We start from the raw sequence: 16,280 nt of genomic DNA, 5'->3' as shown, positions 1-16,280 counted from the left end.
GTTTGCCATTCTATTAATGTCCTGCTTCATGGGTCCCCGCAATCCGATCATAAAACATCGGAATCTGGCGATTGAAAAAGACTAAACCAATATTGCCTAGACAGATTAACGTAAACATCGCCGCAAGTGCCAATACGGTCATATAGGCGTTTAGGTGTTGGGTATCAGCGGTACTAAATCCCTGCGCAATTTGCGGCAATAAATAATTCCAATTGCCAATCACCAGACCAAACAATAAGCCTTGGCGGACAAGTAAGCGCCAGAAATTAGCCGGTTGATCATTTTGATTAACAATCCGAATTTGCACAAGGTGTTTACCAATCGTTTGCCCGCGCCAGATGGCTGGGATGATGACAAAGTAAACTAATACCCCCAATAAATAGTACCAATAGTTAGTCAAAGAAATTACCGGCAGCCACCAATTTAACAACCGTAACGCCGCATTAAAAATCACCATATCAACAACTAGACCCATTAAACGCCGCCAAAAACCGACTTCAAAGCGGTTCGCTAAGGCATCCGCATTCAATTCCGCAATTGATGGCACGAACTTAGTAAATAGTGGTGCTACCCAAAAACCAAGTAGCCCCCCACTTGTATTTAAAATCAAGTCATCGACATCAAACAGCCGGTATGGCCGTGGGTAAATGAAATACAAGCCGCTCAATTGGGTTAATTCAAAGAATAACGACAGACCAAACGTCGCGATGACCACTTGATACCATTTGCGTTTCCAAATATAGCGTAAATACACCCCAAACGGCAACGTCAACAAGAGGTTAAAAAATTGCTGTAAAAAAACATTTTGCATTACTGCTGGTAAATACGTGTGCGGATTATCGATTCGTAAAACCGTTTGATGTAAAAATTCCCGTAGCGCGGTGAACGGAACTAAGTTATACCGTGGAGTCGTCAGATGGGCGACGGCTTCGCGCGATGGTAACGGTAGGATAATCAAAAAATACGCACACAATAGATAGAAGCTAAAACTAAATAACACCAGCACTTTGAACTTAGAAATCGCGCCAAAGCGGCGGTATTGAAGCACTGAATATGGCACCACCGCCAAGGCCGCTAAGATTGGAAATAGAAATACCGCCGTTAAAATTGGCCCGGTATATGCACTCATATAACATCCCCCGAATTATGTGAATTTAGTTTAATTCTAGCATAATTAAGACTATGGCCACACAAAAAGCGCTCACTCGAAATTCATCAAGCAAGCGCTTTAGCTCGGCGCGCGTAGTCATCCACGCTGCGGCCATTTTTAATTAACCAAGTTGTGAGTTAATGATTTGTGAAGCTAATTCATTGTTGTGTGAGTAGTCAACCGGTACGTCAACAACAACAGGTCCCTTAGTAGCAAAGGCTTCGTCTAAAACCGCATTCAATTGATCAGCTGATTCAACGCGAAGACCCTTGGCACCACAACTTTCAGCAAACTTAACAACGTCGATTGGCGCAAATTGAACCCCGGCTGATTCACCGTTGTATTTGTTTTCTTCTTGGAATTCAACCATGTTGTAACGAGCTTTATCGTTAAAGACGATTGAAACTGTGTCTAAACCTAATTCAACCGCAGTTGAGAGTTCAGCACCTGAGAAGAAGAAACCACCATCACCAGAAACAGAAACTGACTTAGCATTTGGACGAACCATGGCTGCAGTCATCGCCCATGGAAGACCAACCCCAAGTGTTTGCATACCGTTACTAATCAAGAAGTGACGAGGTACGTATGAACGGAAGTGGCGGGCCATCCAGATGTAGTGTGAACCAATATCAGTTGAAACTGTCATGTCATCAGTAACGTGGTCTTGGATGGCTTTAACAATCGCAATTGGGTGGCTTAATGAGCTGTCAGTTGGTTCAAAAGTTGGTTCTTGGGCAGCTTCTAATTCAGCTTTAAGACCCTTAAGCGTTTCAAGCGCTGAAGCAGGCACTTCGTAACCAGCAAGTTCAGTTTCTAAGGCCTTCAAAGTAGCCGCCATGTCACCGATCAATTGCATTTGTGGCAAGTAGTTATTGTCGATTTGGGCAACGGCCGTATCAACGGTCACAATGTTCAAGTGACCTTCCTTGTTCCAGTTACGTGGTTCGTATTCGATGGCATCGTAACCTAAAGTAATTACTAAATCACTTTGGTGAAGTAACTTATCACCAGTTTGGTTACGGAATAAACCAATCCGACCAAAGAATGATTGGTCAACAAGGTCACGTGAGATCACACCGGCTCCTTGGAAAGTTTCCACAACTGGCAAGGCAAATTTGTGCAACAAGCTGTGTAAAGCAGCCACAGTCGCATCATCGGAACCACGTTGACCAACTAAGATAACTGGTAACTTCGCGTCCTTAATGCGTTGTGCAAGTGAAGCAATATCTTCAGTTGCGGCTGCACCCATCCGAGCTGGAGCTGCGACTGGTAGAGCTTCAAAGTCAACTGGGGCGTCATCGATATCTTGTGGAAGACTAACGAAAGCGGCCCCGTGTTTGTCACCATTAGCCGCTGCAAAAGCATTGCTCATGATTTCTGAAATGTTCTTTTCATCTTGAATTTCAGCACTAAAACGTGTGATTGGAGCAAATAATTGGGCAGATGGTGTGCTTTGGTGTGTCAAACGGTATAAGTCCTTACGTGGCACTTGACCACCGATTGCAATCACTGCATCCCCTTCAGCATTGGCAGTCATCAAACCAGTGGCTAAGTTACCAACCCCAGGACCTGAAGTAGCAATCATTGCCCCAGTCTTACCAGTAATCCGCGCAAAAGCTTGGGCCATGAAGGCCGCACTTTGTTCGTGACGTACAACCACTAATTTAGGTGATTTTTCACCGGCTTTAGGGTGTTCAAGCCGTTCAAATAAACGGTCAATTTTGGCACCAGGAATCCCAAAAACAAGGTCAACTCCGTGGTTTACAAGGCTGTCGGCAACAATGTCGGCACCATAACGTTGTGTATCTGACATAACTATAGTTCCTCCGCGAACACTTTTAAAAGTACTGTTCTAAATTTATTATTAATCTACACGTATCTTAAGCCCAAATTTGAGATAAGTCAACTTGATTGACCTTTCTCTTAAAACTTTCTTAATTATTGGCAAAAGAGTGCGACAGTACCTGGGAGCTAGTGAGCACTAACGCAACAAGGTTGTAGTCACGGTCTAGGTGACTAAACATTGTTAGTTAGGCGCAACTGGCTGGGTGCTGGAGCGCGTTTTGGTAGAGCACGCCAGTAACCGAGAGCTAGTTGTTTGCTGGCCCCGTTTTGAAAACAAAGGGAGTTTAAACAAGAAGCTAAGCTCATAAAATACACAAAACGCCCATGAAATTGTTAATTTCACTGGCGTTTTGCTAGCTTTATTCGTTATCTAAACGCCTTTTATCTCACTACCCTAAGTATACCTTTTTATTCTTGCATATGGGTGAGATACATGCTGGCTAACTGCTTTAATGCGGGGCCCCAATCACCATCATTTTCCGCCAAAATACAATCAATTATTTCGGCTTGGCCGCGGTTAATTTCGGTAATCATAGCCATGCCAGCGGGCGTCAAATTAATCACTTTGCTGCGTTTATCCTTTGGATCAGGCGTTAAATACACTAAATCACGTTCAGCCAGATTACGAAATAATACGTTGAAAGCTTGTTTCGAGATTCGTAGCGTTTCAAGCAATTGTTTAATCGTTAAATCAGGTACTAATTCCGCTAAAAATAAAATCCGGTGTTGATTTTTATTTAAATTGAAAGCCGCAAAATCGGCGACTTCCGCAAATTCCTGATATGCAAAAAAGATTGTGGCCAGATTATTTTTTGGCGCCATAGCTAACTCCTCGATCGTTTATTTATGCTATCTGTACTTAATATTCTTTACGAATAATCTTTTTTATTCTAGCACTTCCCATGCCTTGGTGCGATAAAGAAATCGGTTTAGCACCGTTAAAATAAAAAACACCCAGCCAAATTTTGGTGGATGCAGTCAGGTAGCGGGCGGACAATGGTTACGTGTGGGCTCGTAACATGCTTATTCAAAAAAACGCCAAATTTCTTCTTCGTGTGCACTTAGAAATGCCATCATTGGCGGCATATATTTATGCCATAGATACCAGCAAAGACTATATAAAATCGTTGTAATAATAAAGGCTAATAGCACTAAATGTTCGTAATAAGTTACCATGTTAAGTATCCTCGGAATTTGAATTTGTTTCTATAGTATAGCGAGGCGGCACGCAACTATTTTGCGTAAATAAAAAAACAGCCAAGTTTTGGCTGTTTTTTCTACTTATTTTGTTCCATTTGTAATAATTCACTTATATTAATCGTTGGCATAATATATGCAGGAAACTCATTTGAATTAACTGTTAATGATGTAATAATCGTGCGTACATACGGATACAAGATGGCCACGGCATTATTATGCGCAAAGTTATCAATCCCCATTGCCGTATCGTCTTCACTTGGCTGATACACAAATATTCCTTCAACCGTACAACTCACAAAAAATGGCGAAAGATTATCTTCTACCGAACCCACCTTTACGGATAATGTAATTTCAATATTAGTACCTTCAATCTTAATGTCAGACTGCAATCTTGGTTCTAACGTGACACTTTGCTGATTTTTATTAAAATTTTCGTTACTAAGATATTCCATTTGTTTCACGGTATATCCTTGAAAATTTAAAATGCTCATCCACTTATACCTCCTAATTCACCATCTTCACTAATTTAGTATGATAAATATTACTTTTAAGTTTATACTCTGTGTTTATCGTTAATTTAGGAAGCATTGGGTTTACTAAAATTTTTTCCAGAGTTTGTTTCTTTTCACCCTTTTTATCTGCAATTAATTGAAATATTAAATCCTGATATTTCGTTTGAACTCGTTGATTATTTTCAATCTGAGTCAACGATGAGGGTGCGATACCAATTTTATCAGCAAATTCACGCACAGAAAATCCTAATTCATTGCGTAAATTTCTGATTTGATTTGGTAACATATATCCTTTTCGCTTGCGATATTCATTAAATGCCCGCTTAACGTTTTCCATCGGATTTTCAAAATCACCCCATAATTCACCATCACTATCTTGCCAATAATGACTCATAACCAATAAATTTTCTTCATCTTTTACAGTTAAAAGTTCCGGCTGCCAAACTTCCTCATATATTGCCGTTGTTTCATATTCAGGATTATAAAATTCTTTCTTGATACTCATTTTTAACCTCTTCATATTACTGAACTAGTCTATTGGTAAGGAAAGTTTAATGGATAATCTGCTGGATGCACGGAAATCCACATAATGATACCACTAGACTTATTTTGAAACTTTAAATAACATATTTGCTCACTAATAATCATTCCAAATACCCAAACATCGCCAGCAATTGGTGGTACATGATTATCATTTTCTGGGCCACTTACATAGTCACGCCACTGCAGTTTATAATAAATTTCATCTAACGCTAAATCTTGATCTATTCCCAACATAATAAGTGCTTGTAAATTTTTTTGCCGTGTACTTAAGCGCCAATTTTGTCGCTTAGTCTTGATAGTTTCAATAATTAGTTCAATCTCTGCTTGAGTTGCGATAGAAATTTCCATTTAAAACTCCCTTATACTATCCGTGCATTAATATTAACATATCTGTATTTCAAGAGATACAAATATATCTCACCTAAATATATTTATCTAAAATTTTGCGTAAATAAAAAACAGCCAAGTTTTGGCTGTTTTTTTGTGAGTATGTGTGTAGTGCTGGCGGCAGAGCCTAAACGCGTTCGCTCAAGCAACTAGGCATATACGCAATGGCAACAGAGTCTAAACGCGTTCGCCCAAGCAACTAGGCTGCAGAGCCTAAACGCGTTCGCCCAAGCAACCCCTTCCGCCTAACTTTCTAGGCAGCGGGAGTTTAAACGTGCTTCAAGTGGCAAGTGCCTAAGCAGCAGAGCCTAAACGCGTTCGCCCAAGCAACCCCTTCCGCCTAACTTTCTAGGCAACGGGAGTTTAAACGTGCTTCAAGTGGCAAGTGCCTAAGCATATACGCAAGACCACTAATTGATGAGCGTGCTCATCAATCGTGGCTTGCTAGTATGCTACGGCGCTTACCGCCACTTGGCGCACTCTACATCTTCATAAAGCTATATCCACTCGTCCGCAAATTATTCGGTACCTTCGCCTCAACCTCATCATGTGCCGCAAAGTAATCCGCGATTAAGTCGGTAATGTCGGCCGGGTTTTCATTGACGATCTTAGATGCATCAAACATCATATAATCCCCACCCGAAACGGCTCGGTATTGGTTAACCGCCACGACTAATTCATCAGTATCAGCGACATCAACACCGTGATAGCGTAAGGAATCAAGCCGTTGACCAACTGGTTTACTCAAGTCAAAGCTGTAATCAATCCCACTCCAATAATCGTAATTGTAGTGTTCAACTTTGGGCGTTAAGAACTTCGGACTAACTTTTAATTCGCCGTCTTCAACCGTAAAGTATGACGCATTGCGTTCCAAGGCAGCTTTCATATCCGCACCCGTAATCTTTTCAGCAACGACCGTGTTGGGGAAGATATAACTCGTCACAATATCACGCATCGTCACTTCCGGATTAAAGCCTGGGACATCATCATTAAATAACGCGGTCCCGGCAATATCCGTGCCGACTGCTTCCATTTGGACTTTGTTAATGAAGGCCAAGTATGCACTGCCGTGAGCACGTTCACTCAACGGATTTTTAACTGTCATGTCGCCTTTAACATGGCCGATTGGTGAATCTAACCAGTCTTCAAGCTTAGTAGTTAATGGCACCGCTAAGTTGGCAATCCCTTCGTCAATTTTAAAGCCGCGGGTGCAAATCAATTGCGCTGATTGTTTCGTGATTTGTAAGTCATCATCCAACTCTAATGTAATCGCACCAACTTGATCCCCACGGTAGCCTGGTTGGGTTACCGGCGTACCTTTGACGATTTGAGCAATTGAACGGTGTTGGTGACCAGATACTAAGGCATCAATCCCATCAACTTCTTTTAACAATTGATACCCAGCATTTTCACCGGTTTGCATTCCATCTGGGGCCCCTGTTTTTAAATCAGCCTCAAAACCACCATGATAGGCCACCACAACAATATCGGCTTCTTGGCGTAAAATCGGCACATAACGTTTAGCTGTTTCAACGATATTTTCAAACTTCAAACCTTCAATGTTACCAGGTTTTTCCCAGTGGGGAATGTAGTCGGTGGTTAACCCCAAAATCCCAACCTTAACCCCGTTATGTTCAAGGATTGTGTATGGTTTACCAATAAATGGTTGGTCATCTTCGGCTAAAATATTGGCATTCAAAATATTGCTATTCGCAGGAATGGCATCTTTAATATATTGAATCCCATAATTAAATTCATGATTCCCAAGCACCCGGACATCATAGCCGGTTTGCTTAGCAACTTGATCATAGATTGTCGCTGCTTCACGGTCAAATTTGGCAATGTAGTTCGTCAATGGTGAACCTTGAATAAAGTCACCATTTTCAATCATAATCACAAAATCATCCGCCGCCGCATGCGTTTTAATATCAGCCATGACGGTCGCCGCACGGGCCAACCCAAAGTCAGTCACGGTGTCACGACTAGCAAAGTTGGTGGGCATAAAGTAACCATGCACATCACTAGTTGATAATAAGATAATTTTCATGGATTTCCCCTTTTATCTCAAATTAATTTTTAAACGAGCTTTTTACGAAGATATCCTGAAAGGAAGTCAATTACCGTCACCATGACGATAATTCCAAGTAAAATGATGGCAACTCGTGGCCACCAACGGGTTCCGATAGCAAAAATCAAGGGTGCCCCGATTCCACCAGCTCCAACCAAACCAAGGATTGAAGCTGAACGGACCGCAATTTCAAATCGGTATAACGTCAATGAAATGAATTCAGGAATGACCGCCGGAATGGTTGCGTGAACTAACACATCAAATTGCGTGCCCCCAGCTGCGATAATCGCTTCAGCTGGGCGACGGTCAATTTCTTCAACTGCTTCGGCAAATAATTTACCAAGCATCCCGATTGAGTGAAATGATACCGCTAAAACCCCAGCAAATGGTCCTGGACCAACGGCTTTGATGAACATAATTGCCATCACGATTTCTGGGAAGGTCCGCACAATCGTTAAGAATAATTTACCGGTACTTGAAGTAACGTGTAGACCACCTTTTTTAGTCCGCGCTGCCCAAAAGGCAAATGGAATACTAAAGATCGCTGAGGCCAATGTTCCGGCAAAGGCAATCGCTAACGTTTGGAGTAATAAGGAAACTAAATCTTCACCATCCCCGGTGTAGACATAACTAAAGTCGGGGTGGAATAAACCATTCAAGATTGATTTAGTCACTTCACCGGCCACGGCTTGAATTCCAGTTACTGGAATCCCAGAAAAGGCCCAAATGTAGATTAGTACAAAAACTGCGGCCCAGATCCAGGCTTCATATTTTTGCCAAAATGTTTTTTTAATTGTCATTATTGTAAACGCTCCCGTAATTGGTTACTTAAGGTATCAACAACGACCACGACGATAAAGGTTCCAATGACCACAATCGCAGTCCGGTCGTAACGGAATTGTCCCAATGAGCGTTGGAGAAGTTCCCCAATCCCACCGGCACCAAGGTATCCGAGAATCGTTGATGCCCGAACGTTAATTTCAAAAGTGTACAAGAAGTAACTTAAGAAGTGGTTGTAAACTTGTGGTAACACCGCAAACCAAACGACTTGCGTTTTAGTTGCCCCAGCTGCTGTCAATGCTTCAATTGGTCCCATATCAATGGTTTCAATCGCTTCATAGAATAATTTTGAGATCATCCCAAAACTAAAGATGGCTAACGTAAGCACCCCAGCCATCGGACCAATTCCGACCACGGCCACGAAAATGGCGGCTAACATCAAGTCTGGCAATGTCCGCACTAAGTTCAAAATAAAGCGAATCACCCCGCGGACAAGCGTATTGGTCACAATGTTACGGGCCGCTAAAACTGAAAACGGCACGGCCACGATGGAACCAATCAAGGTTCCAATCAACGCCATTTGAATTGTTTGAATGATTGGTTGAATGGTGAATGGTACGTATGACCAATCTGGTTTTAACATTTCATAGAAAATTTGCATGAATTGGTTAAAGCCCGTCAGGAACGCCCCGACATCAACCCCGGTCATCACACATGAGGCGATAAACAAAGCTAAGATAATCACAGTCCAGATAATCGCTTTCACATGCCACTTTTGGACAAAAGATTTTTTGGGAATGGTGTTCATCTTAGGCCCCCTTTACTTCTTGGTCTTTACCATCGTAAATTTCGTCAAAGTCACCATCTTGAACATCAGCAATTTGCTTATCGTAAACTAATTTACCAGCGCGTAAACCAACCACGCGGGATGCATATTGCTTGGCTAAGCTAACACTGTGCAAGTTGACAATAACAGTAATCCCAAGCTCTTCATTTAACTTCTTCAAGTCATCCATGACCATCATTGTAGTCCGCGGATCGAGGGAAGCAATGGGTTCATCAGCTAACATAATTTTAGGTTCTTGCATCAACGCCCGCGCAATGGCGACCCGTTGTTGTTGCCCACCAGATAATTCATCCGCCCGTGAGTAAAGTTTTTCACCTAAGTTAACCCGTTGTAAGTTAGCTGCGGCTTGTTGCTTGTCAGCCGCTGAAAATAGACCAAAAATCGTCTTCCAAGTTGGGTAGTAACCGACACGCCCGTTTAAAATATTCTTTTCAACCGTTGAGCGTTTAACCAAATTGAAGTTTTGGAAAATCATCGCAATGTTACGGCGAACTTCACGTAATTGCTTACCTTTAGCCGTCACAATTGATTGACCATCAATCAAAATTTCCCCACTTGAGACATCATGCAAGCGGTTAGCAGCCCGTAATAACGTACTCTTACCGGCTCCTGATAAACCAACAATGACTACAAATTCACCTTGGTTAATCGTTAAGTTAATGTTATCAAGTCCCACAGTTCCATTGGGATAAACTTTATTGACGTCTTTAAATTCAATAATTGGTGTACCTTCTTGCATGCTTGCATCTCCGTTCTTCGCTTAGCGTCAGCTCTTGGCATTTTATAGTAAGTTTTCGGCACCACAGCCTTTTAGTGCCATCAAACAAAGTGGTTTCATGGCACTAAAAGACCGGATAAAGGTGAATTTCCACCCCTATCACGGTCTTCTAGAAATTGCTTAGTTTAACTTGTTAGCTTCTGATTCGTATTTACGAACGATATCAAAGTTTGAATCTTTAGATGGTGTAACTCCATTCCATGAGTACACATCCTTCAAGATTGCAGCACCATTTGGTGTCTTTTCAATAGCTTCCATTGCTTCAGTGATCTTCTTTTGCCACTTAGCATTGATACCTGAACGAAGCGCGATCGTATCGTTAGGAATTGGTGTTGTTTGGTACAATACTTCAGTATCCTTGAAGATTGAAGGCACATCCTTCTTAACCAAGTTACGAGCATCGTCAAAGACAAAGGCTGCATCAGCATTCTTGTTTTCAACAGCAAGGACACCTTGGTCGTGACCCTTAACAGTTACAGTAGTGTAATCTGAAGGCTTGATTCCCTTGTGGTCTAATTCAACCATTGGGAAGATGTAACCAGCATCTGAAGTTACGTCTTGAACGGCAATCTTCTTACCCTTCAAGTCCTTGATGCTCTTGATACCACTGTCTTTACGAACAATGATGTCTGATGCGTAACTGTTTACCAATTGTGTAGTTGGCAAACCAGTGTTGTTCTTTTGCACGCCGAAACGTTGTGATTGTAAGATTACATTAACGCCGTATTTCTTGTGAGCAATTGTGTATGGTGCAGGTGGCAAGAAGCCCATATCAACTTTCTTTGATCCCATGGCTTCAACAATTGTGTTGTAGTCAGTAGAAACAGAAACGTTAACTGGAATTCCTAATTCTTTACTCAACAACTTACCAAGCGGCTTTGCCTTTGCTTGGATTGTGTCAGCGTTAGAAGATGGAACAAATTGAACAGTTAATGACTTTAAGTCACCGCTCTTAGTTGTATCAGAAGTCTTACCACATGCAGCAAGCGTGAACAATGCTGCTACACCCATTACGAGTGCTAAACCGCGTTTAAAATTACGCATCAGTTTTCTCCTTTAAAGAAAAATTAAAAAGTTAAGATATTGAACAATTTAAGAATAAATCAGGATTCGGATTTTCGCAATATTTTTCTAAAAACCGCATCGCTATTTACGAACATTAAACGCCATAATCGCCAAATTCATCACTTTTACGACTTAAAAATGCAAAAACACCGCTTTTGTCAAGATTGGTCAACGATTTTAACTGCTTTTACAAGAACTTTACATTGATACAAAAACAACACGCTTTTGTTCGCTTTTTCACGTTTTTTGTTTGAACTCTCTTTAAATGTATTAAGCTATAAAATATACCGTATAATATGTCTAATAAAAAAAGCGTACGTCCAATAATTTTGAGCGTACGCTTTTATGTTTATAATTTTGTTATTAATGTGTTAGTTACACGTTGTAACATTTACCAAATATTTTTAACATCAACAACTACTTATTGGCTAATTTATACATTAACATTTGTTTTTCTTGAGCATAGAGCTTGTCGTATGCTTGCGTAAATTTAGCTTGGGCGGCATCTTCATCATAAACAGCATTATTACCAGCTGTTGTATAAATTGTTAAATAATCTTGCAAGAATTTTTTGGAACCCGTCAAGAAACTTTGATTACTTTGTAACCCATAGCCCCAGACCTTCACCAAGTTGTTTAAATTAGCTTGGATTGCTTGCAAAGTGTGGACGCCATTTGTTTGTAACTTAAGGGCGTTTTGGGCTTGCATCGCTTGGCTTAATTGGTTTTGCGCCGTTTGGAGTTGGTCACTAACATTATCAGCGGCCACCGTAACGCCTAATTTTTGTAATTGGGCTTGGGCGTCCTTGAGCTGTTGTTGGGCTTGATCACTGATAGTGGCTGCATCGACACCAGCCGTGGCTAGGGGCGTGGTGTCAAATTTACCGGGAATTAAAATTTGTGCTGGGTTAACAAAAATCAAGTGATCTTGACTAAATTTATCAAAGGAAATCCCAAAGTATTGGGTTGTTTTGCTACCAATACCAGCAATACTGATAGTGTGGCCATAATTAGCACTGCCATCAGTGAACATCATGGCGGCAATTGAGTTGTAAATTCCGCGTTTAATATCGTCTAAAGATTGGCGCGGCGTCACTTTGATAAAGCCTTCCGCTAAATTTTCATAGAAGTTATCCCCTTGAAGTAAGCCAAAATCATAGGCACTTAAACTAATGCGGGGAATATCGTGCCAGCCGTCATTGAATAAATCCCAATTGTCGGCGTTGTAACCTTGAGCAATTTTATTGGCAAAATCAATGGCCCCTGGCGTAATCGTCACGGCTGGATTGCCCATTTGTTGGCGGATATTATTGATTAAGCCCGCCGCAAATTGTGCTAATTGGAGTTGGACCGCTGGCGTTAAATGATTAACATCGAGATTGTCAATTTGGGCATCGGCCGCGGAAGAAATGAAATGGTTTTCGTGATACGCCACATTCCCGAGCTTATCAATGGCGGCATGCTTTTTAGCACGCACCAAATCATTGGTAAAGTCAGCTGGAATGTTAATCACACTTTTATTATTCTCGTTCACGTCAGGATTGGCGTAAATTTTGGCGTTCACTTGGGCCGCTTGGTAAGCTTGGAGTTGCTTAACAACTTGTTGGCTATTAGTAATCGTGGCCGTCGTCCCACTTACTTGGCTAGTTAACGTGGCCAACTTTTTTTTGGCCGCATCGGTTACACTTTGGGCGTGATTAGCAGCATCACGAGCTAAGTTCGCCCCGTTCCAGTCGTTGTTAAGGGCGGCTTGCATCGCTTGTAATCCTTGATTAAGGACCGCCGTAATATCAGCGGCATTAGCGGTATCCGTTGTAATATTGCCCCCCGCAATACTACCTTTTTGCGCATTGTTAAGCGCATTCCATGCCGACCACTGTTGTGAATACGTCGTCTTAATTTGTTGTTGTAGCGCACTCAAAGTATCTGCTGATGCCCCATTTTGGCTTACTTTGGTTGTGTTTGCTTGTGGTGCTGTGCTGGCATGAACCTCGTTAATTGTACCGGCCCCTACCAATAACATTGCCAAAACACTTACCGAAATTAAAGTTACATTCAAATTCTTCTTCATATTGTCTCCCCTCAATTAACTTTATTTAATTTAGATTATACGACTATGCTTAGAAAAACTTATAAAATACAACTCGCGATTTACTAATTTCTGAAACGATCTCCTTTTCAAGTCGTTTCACTTACTTATATCGGCAGTTTTTTGCAAAAAAAAAGGCTTATCACTCAAATAAGTGACAAACTTTTTAGGTTTTTTAATTTAAAGTTAATTATACATGAATTTTATTTATACAAATAATAAGAAAAATTTTCATTGGTGCGTATATGCCTAAACGCGTGACAAGTGGCAGCACACCTAGGCATATACGCACCAAGGCAGTAGAGCCTAAACGCGTTCGCCCAGCCAAACAACTCCGCCTACCGTCACTCAGCTAAGATACCAAGACCGTATCTTTTGCTGAGTGTCAGTAGTGCTCATTGTTTCCCGGCCGGGCTCACGCTCTCTCCCGTAAACCTCTGCAACGCCACCACCTCATGCCGGTCCTTAAACGCCAACGGTTCGGCCTGGACAATCGCAATGGGGATATTCTTTTCAGTCAGGAAAATTTGGCCGGGTGCCGTGAACTTACCTTTAGTGTGCTTGCCAATTCGCCAGTAACTTGGGTTGGCACCTTCGCGAATGACATACTGGCCATTCGCATTTTGATCCACCGGTACCCCTAGATACTTCTCAACAAAATATTTATCACTTTTACCCATCTTGCTTACTCCTATTTAGTTATCTGGCCATTTTCAATATGCAACGAACTCGAATGAATCGGACCACGTTTATTAGGGTCCAAAAAGCGGATGGCGGCATTAACCGCTAACGGTGCTTCACCAAAACCCGTACTCAACAATTCAGTACGGCCCGCATAAGTCGCGGCATCCCCAATCGCAAATAAACCGGGGATATTGGTCTGCAACGTTTGATCAACGCTAATTCCATGCTGCGTGCGCTCGGGTTGTACTTGCCAGTGTTGCATCGTGCTATTTTCCGCAATAAAACCATAACTCACTAAGACTTCATCCACTTCAATCACTTTAGTCGCATCGCCCATCACTTCTGCCATCGTTACCGCCAAGCTACCATTGGCTAATTCGGTAATGTCTTCAATCAAAAACGGGGTTTCCAACGCAACTTCACTAGCCATTAATTGGTTGACGCTATGCTCAAGGGCTCGAAAAGTTGGGCGGCGGTGCATCAAGTGAACTGCCTGGGCTAAATCGACCAAATGTAGGGCCGAATCAATCGCCGAATCACCCCCACCCGCCACTAAGACGCGCTTATCGACAAATTGCTGGCCATCACCAACAAAATAGTGCAAATGGGCGGCCAGGCTAGCACTAACATTGGGCAATGGTAAGGTCCGCGGTGTAAAGTTACCACCCCCGGTTGCGATAATCACGGCACCTGATTTGAAGCTCCCAGCACTCGTGATAACTTGAAAGCCCCCATCGGCTAGTGCTTGGACATCTTCAACCACCGTCCCCAACACAACTTCGGGGGCTAGTTGGTCGGCTTGGGCCTTTAATTGTTGGACTAAGGCATCTCCAGCAATATTAGGGAAGCCCGCGACGTCCAAAATCTGCTTTTGCGGGTACAAAGCACTGATTTGCCCACCCAAAGTGGCTAAGCTTTCGACCACGCGGACATTTAAATCCCGTAAGCGCGCATAGTACGCGGCAAATATCCCGACTGGACCACCGCCCACAATCGTTACGTCAACGTCTTGCATCTTATTTTCCTCCGTTTAAAACTTGATGCCTTCTATTTTACGCTATTTTCACCCGCACGACACCTGGTTCCCGACTTTTGCCCGGTAGTTTAATTTAATTACTAATATTTAAATTATCTTAATTGCTTGGTATTCGGTTTTTCCGCATCCTACTAATTGAAAATTCCCTTTTTGTTCGGTATCATTAGGATAATAGCTTTTATAAATAATAACACGTGCACAGCATTTGAAATGGAGATTACACATGGCGCAAAAGAAAATGATTTTGGATTTAGACACAGGGATTGATGATGCGTTAGCTTTAGCCTACGCCATTGCTGACCCAGCTGTTGATTTGATCGGAATTATCAGTTCTTACGGTAACTGCTTGGTAGAAACATCAGGTGAAAACTCATTGAAGTTATTGGAATTACTTGGTCAAACTGACGTGCCAGTGTTCTTGGGTGAAGGTCACTCAAGTACAACGGATAGCTTTGAAGTAATGGAAATCTCACAACTTATCCACGGTAAAAACGGGATTGGTGAAGTTGAATTACCAGTTGCTAAGCGCCCTATCGAAAGCCAATCTGGGGTTGATTTCTTAATTGAAGCCGCCCACAAGTACAACGATGACTTGATTTTGATTCCAACTGGTCCAATGACTAACTTGGATGCTGCCATCGCCAAGGACCCTGAAGTTGCTAACTTGATTGGTAACATTACTTTCATGGGTGGTGCTTTGACCGTTCCTGGTAACGTTACTCCATTTACTGAAGCTAACATCCACCAAGACCCTGAAGCGGCTGACCGCGTTTTCCGCTCACCAGCTCAAATGACGATGGTTGGTTTGGACGTTACTTTACGGACATTGCTTACTAAGAAAGAAACGCAACAATGGCGTGACCTTGGCACTGAAGCTGGTCGGGTCTTTGCGGATATCGTTGATTTCTACATCGATGCGTACTACAACTTAGACATTGATAAAAACGGGTGTGCCTTGCACGATCCATTGGCCGTTGGGGTATCAATTAACCCTTCATTTGTTAACACGATTGACTTGAACATGCAAGTTACGTACGACGACGTTGATTACGGTCGCACAATCGGTGACAAAGACCGCCTTAATGACCCTACTACAAACATGAAAGCCGCGGTTGGTGTTGATGCTGATGCCTACCTTGTGTACTTCATGGAATTATTAAACGGTTTATTCGCTAAATAAGATAGCAAAAGGGGTTGTGACATAACCCTATAAAAAAAGGGCCACTAAATGAAATTTTAAATTTCATTTAGTGGCCCTTTTAGATATAATCAAAAGAAAAAAGCATCGGGTGCAACC

At 42.1% G+C, this 16,280-nt stretch carries 15 protein-coding genes; 1 reads left to right on the top strand and 14 read right to left on the bottom strand.

Features of this window, described 5'->3' with window-relative positions; genetic code table 11:
* Positions 1–13: 13 nt before the first annotated feature.
* The 14 genes from LQZ76_RS06690 to LQZ76_RS06625 all read right to left on the bottom strand — a co-directional run bounded on the left by LQZ76_RS06690 (position 14) and on the right by LQZ76_RS06625 (position 14,962).
* Entirely contained in the window at positions 14–1,129 is a 1,116-nt protein-coding gene (locus LQZ76_RS06690) for a VanZ family protein (RefSeq protein WP_230098977.1), read from the bottom strand.
* Between the two features lie 142 nt (positions 1,130–1,271).
* On the bottom strand, positions 1,272–2,963 hold the full coding sequence (gene alsS / locus LQZ76_RS06685; protein ID WP_230098976.1) for an acetolactate synthase AlsS: 1,692 nt from the start codon (positions 2,961–2,963) through the stop codon (positions 1,272–1,274).
* Between the two features lie 440 nt (positions 2,964–3,403).
* A complete protein-coding gene (locus LQZ76_RS06680; RefSeq protein ID WP_230098975.1) occupies positions 3,404–3,817 on the bottom strand; it encodes a MarR family winged helix-turn-helix transcriptional regulator in 414 nt (137 codons plus the stop codon).
* Between the two features lie 455 nt (positions 3,818–4,272).
* Positions 4,273–4,686 (bottom strand): protein-export chaperone SecB, encoded by a 414-nt coding sequence (locus LQZ76_RS06675; protein ID WP_230098974.1) that lies wholly within the window; start codon positions 4,684–4,686, stop codon positions 4,273–4,275.
* A 13-nt stretch (positions 4,687–4,699) separates the two neighbouring features.
* The gene (locus LQZ76_RS06670) at positions 4,700–5,212 is read right to left on the bottom strand and encodes a helix-turn-helix domain-containing protein (protein WP_230098973.1); all 513 of its coding nucleotides are present in this window, start codon (positions 5,210–5,212) and stop codon (positions 4,700–4,702) included.
* A gap of 29 nt (positions 5,213–5,241) precedes the next feature.
* Positions 5,242–5,598: a hypothetical protein gene (locus tag LQZ76_RS06665; protein WP_230098972.1), complete on the bottom strand. Its 357-nt coding sequence runs from the start codon at positions 5,596–5,598 to the stop codon at positions 5,242–5,244.
* 520 nt (positions 5,599–6,118) lie between these two features.
* Positions 6,119–7,684 carry a bifunctional metallophosphatase/5'-nucleotidase gene (locus LQZ76_RS06660; RefSeq protein WP_230098971.1) on the bottom strand — a complete coding sequence of 522 codons (1,566 nt, stop codon included), beginning with the start codon at positions 7,682–7,684 and terminating at the stop codon, positions 6,119–6,121.
* A 29-nt stretch (positions 7,685–7,713) separates the two neighbouring features.
* Positions 7,714–8,505, bottom strand: coding sequence for a phosphonate ABC transporter, permease protein PhnE (gene phnE, locus LQZ76_RS06655; protein WP_230098970.1), 792 nt, complete (start codon positions 8,503–8,505; stop codon positions 7,714–7,716).
* Entirely contained in the window at positions 8,505–9,293 is a 789-nt protein-coding gene (phnE, locus tag LQZ76_RS06650) for a phosphonate ABC transporter, permease protein PhnE (RefSeq protein ID WP_230098969.1), read from the bottom strand. Before phnE (LQZ76_RS06650) ends, phnE (LQZ76_RS06655) begins: the two co-directional genes overlap by 1 nt.
* 1 nt (position 9,294) lies before the next feature.
* Entirely contained in the window at positions 9,295–10,071 is a 777-nt protein-coding gene (gene phnC, locus LQZ76_RS06645; protein ID WP_230098968.1) for a phosphonate ABC transporter ATP-binding protein, read from the bottom strand.
* 159 nt (positions 10,072–10,230) lie between these two features.
* Positions 10,231–11,154 carry a phosphate/phosphite/phosphonate ABC transporter substrate-binding protein gene (locus LQZ76_RS06640; protein ID WP_230098967.1) on the bottom strand — a complete coding sequence of 308 codons (924 nt, stop codon included), beginning with the start codon at positions 11,152–11,154 and terminating at the stop codon, positions 10,231–10,233.
* Between the two features lie 438 nt (positions 11,155–11,592).
* Positions 11,593–13,245 (bottom strand): SEC10/PgrA surface exclusion domain-containing protein, encoded by a 1,653-nt coding sequence (locus tag LQZ76_RS06635; protein ID WP_230098966.1) that lies wholly within the window; start codon positions 13,243–13,245, stop codon positions 11,593–11,595.
* A gap of 413 nt (positions 13,246–13,658) precedes the next feature.
* Positions 13,659–13,943, bottom strand: coding sequence for a DUF7671 family protein (locus LQZ76_RS06630; protein WP_230098965.1), 285 nt, complete (start codon positions 13,941–13,943; stop codon positions 13,659–13,661).
* An 11-nt stretch (positions 13,944–13,954) separates the two neighbouring features.
* Entirely contained in the window at positions 13,955–14,962 is a 1,008-nt protein-coding gene (locus LQZ76_RS06625) for an NAD(P)/FAD-dependent oxidoreductase (RefSeq protein WP_230098964.1), read from the bottom strand.
* 244 nt (positions 14,963–15,206) lie between these two features.
* Between LQZ76_RS06625 and LQZ76_RS06620 the strand changes: the two genes are divergently transcribed.
* Entirely contained in the window at positions 15,207–16,163 is a 957-nt protein-coding gene (locus LQZ76_RS06620; RefSeq protein ID WP_230098963.1) for a nucleoside hydrolase, read from the top strand.
* Positions 16,164–16,280: the final 117 nt, after the last annotated feature.

This window comes from Periweissella ghanensis (genome assembly GCF_918814755.1).
GTDB lineage: Bacteria > Bacillota > Bacilli > Lactobacillales > Lactobacillaceae > Periweissella > Periweissella ghanensis.
This window is presented reverse-complemented; position numbering and strand designations above follow the sequence as displayed.

Bases quoted from the DNA above. Each gene is read 5' to 3' on its own strand.
- LQZ76_RS06690 (WP_230098977.1), bottom strand. From the start codon at position 1,129: ATGAGTGCATATACCGGGCCAATTTTAACGGCGGTATTTCTATTTCCA.
- alsS (WP_230098976.1), bottom strand. From the start codon at position 2,963: ATGTCAGATACACAACGTTATGGTGCCGACATTGTTGCCGACAGCCTT.
- LQZ76_RS06680 (WP_230098975.1), bottom strand. From the start codon at position 3,817: ATGGCGCCAAAAAATAATCTGGCCACAATCTTTTTTGCATATCAGGAA.
- LQZ76_RS06675 (WP_230098974.1), bottom strand. From the start codon at position 4,686: ATGAGCATTTTAAATTTTCAAGGATATACCGTGAAACAAATGGAATAT.
- LQZ76_RS06670 (WP_230098973.1), bottom strand. From the start codon at position 5,212: ATGAGTATCAAGAAAGAATTTTATAATCCTGAATATGAAACAACGGCA.
- LQZ76_RS06665 (WP_230098972.1), bottom strand. From the start codon at position 5,598: ATGGAAATTTCTATCGCAACTCAAGCAGAGATTGAACTAATTATTGAA.
- LQZ76_RS06660 (WP_230098971.1), bottom strand. From the start codon at position 7,684: ATGAAAATTATCTTATTATCAACTAGTGATGTGCATGGTTACTTTATG.
- phnE (WP_230098970.1), bottom strand. From the start codon at position 8,505: ATGACAATTAAAAAAACATTTTGGCAAAAATATGAAGCCTGGATCTGG.
- phnE (WP_230098969.1), bottom strand. From the start codon at position 9,293: ATGAACACCATTCCCAAAAAATCTTTTGTCCAAAAGTGGCATGTGAAA.
- phnC (WP_230098968.1), bottom strand. From the start codon at position 10,071: ATGCAAGAAGGTACACCAATTATTGAATTTAAAGACGTCAATAAAGTT.
- LQZ76_RS06640 (WP_230098967.1), bottom strand. From the start codon at position 11,154: ATGCGTAATTTTAAACGCGGTTTAGCACTCGTAATGGGTGTAGCAGCA.
- LQZ76_RS06635 (WP_230098966.1), bottom strand. From the start codon at position 13,245: ATGAAGAAGAATTTGAATGTAACTTTAATTTCGGTAAGTGTTTTGGCA.
- LQZ76_RS06630 (WP_230098965.1), bottom strand. From the start codon at position 13,943: ATGGGTAAAAGTGATAAATATTTTGTTGAGAAGTATCTAGGGGTACCG.
- LQZ76_RS06625 (WP_230098964.1), bottom strand. From the start codon at position 14,962: ATGCAAGACGTTGACGTAACGATTGTGGGCGGTGGTCCAGTCGGGATA.
- LQZ76_RS06620 (WP_230098963.1), top strand. From the start codon at position 15,207: ATGGCGCAAAAGAAAATGATTTTGGATTTAGACACAGGGATTGATGAT.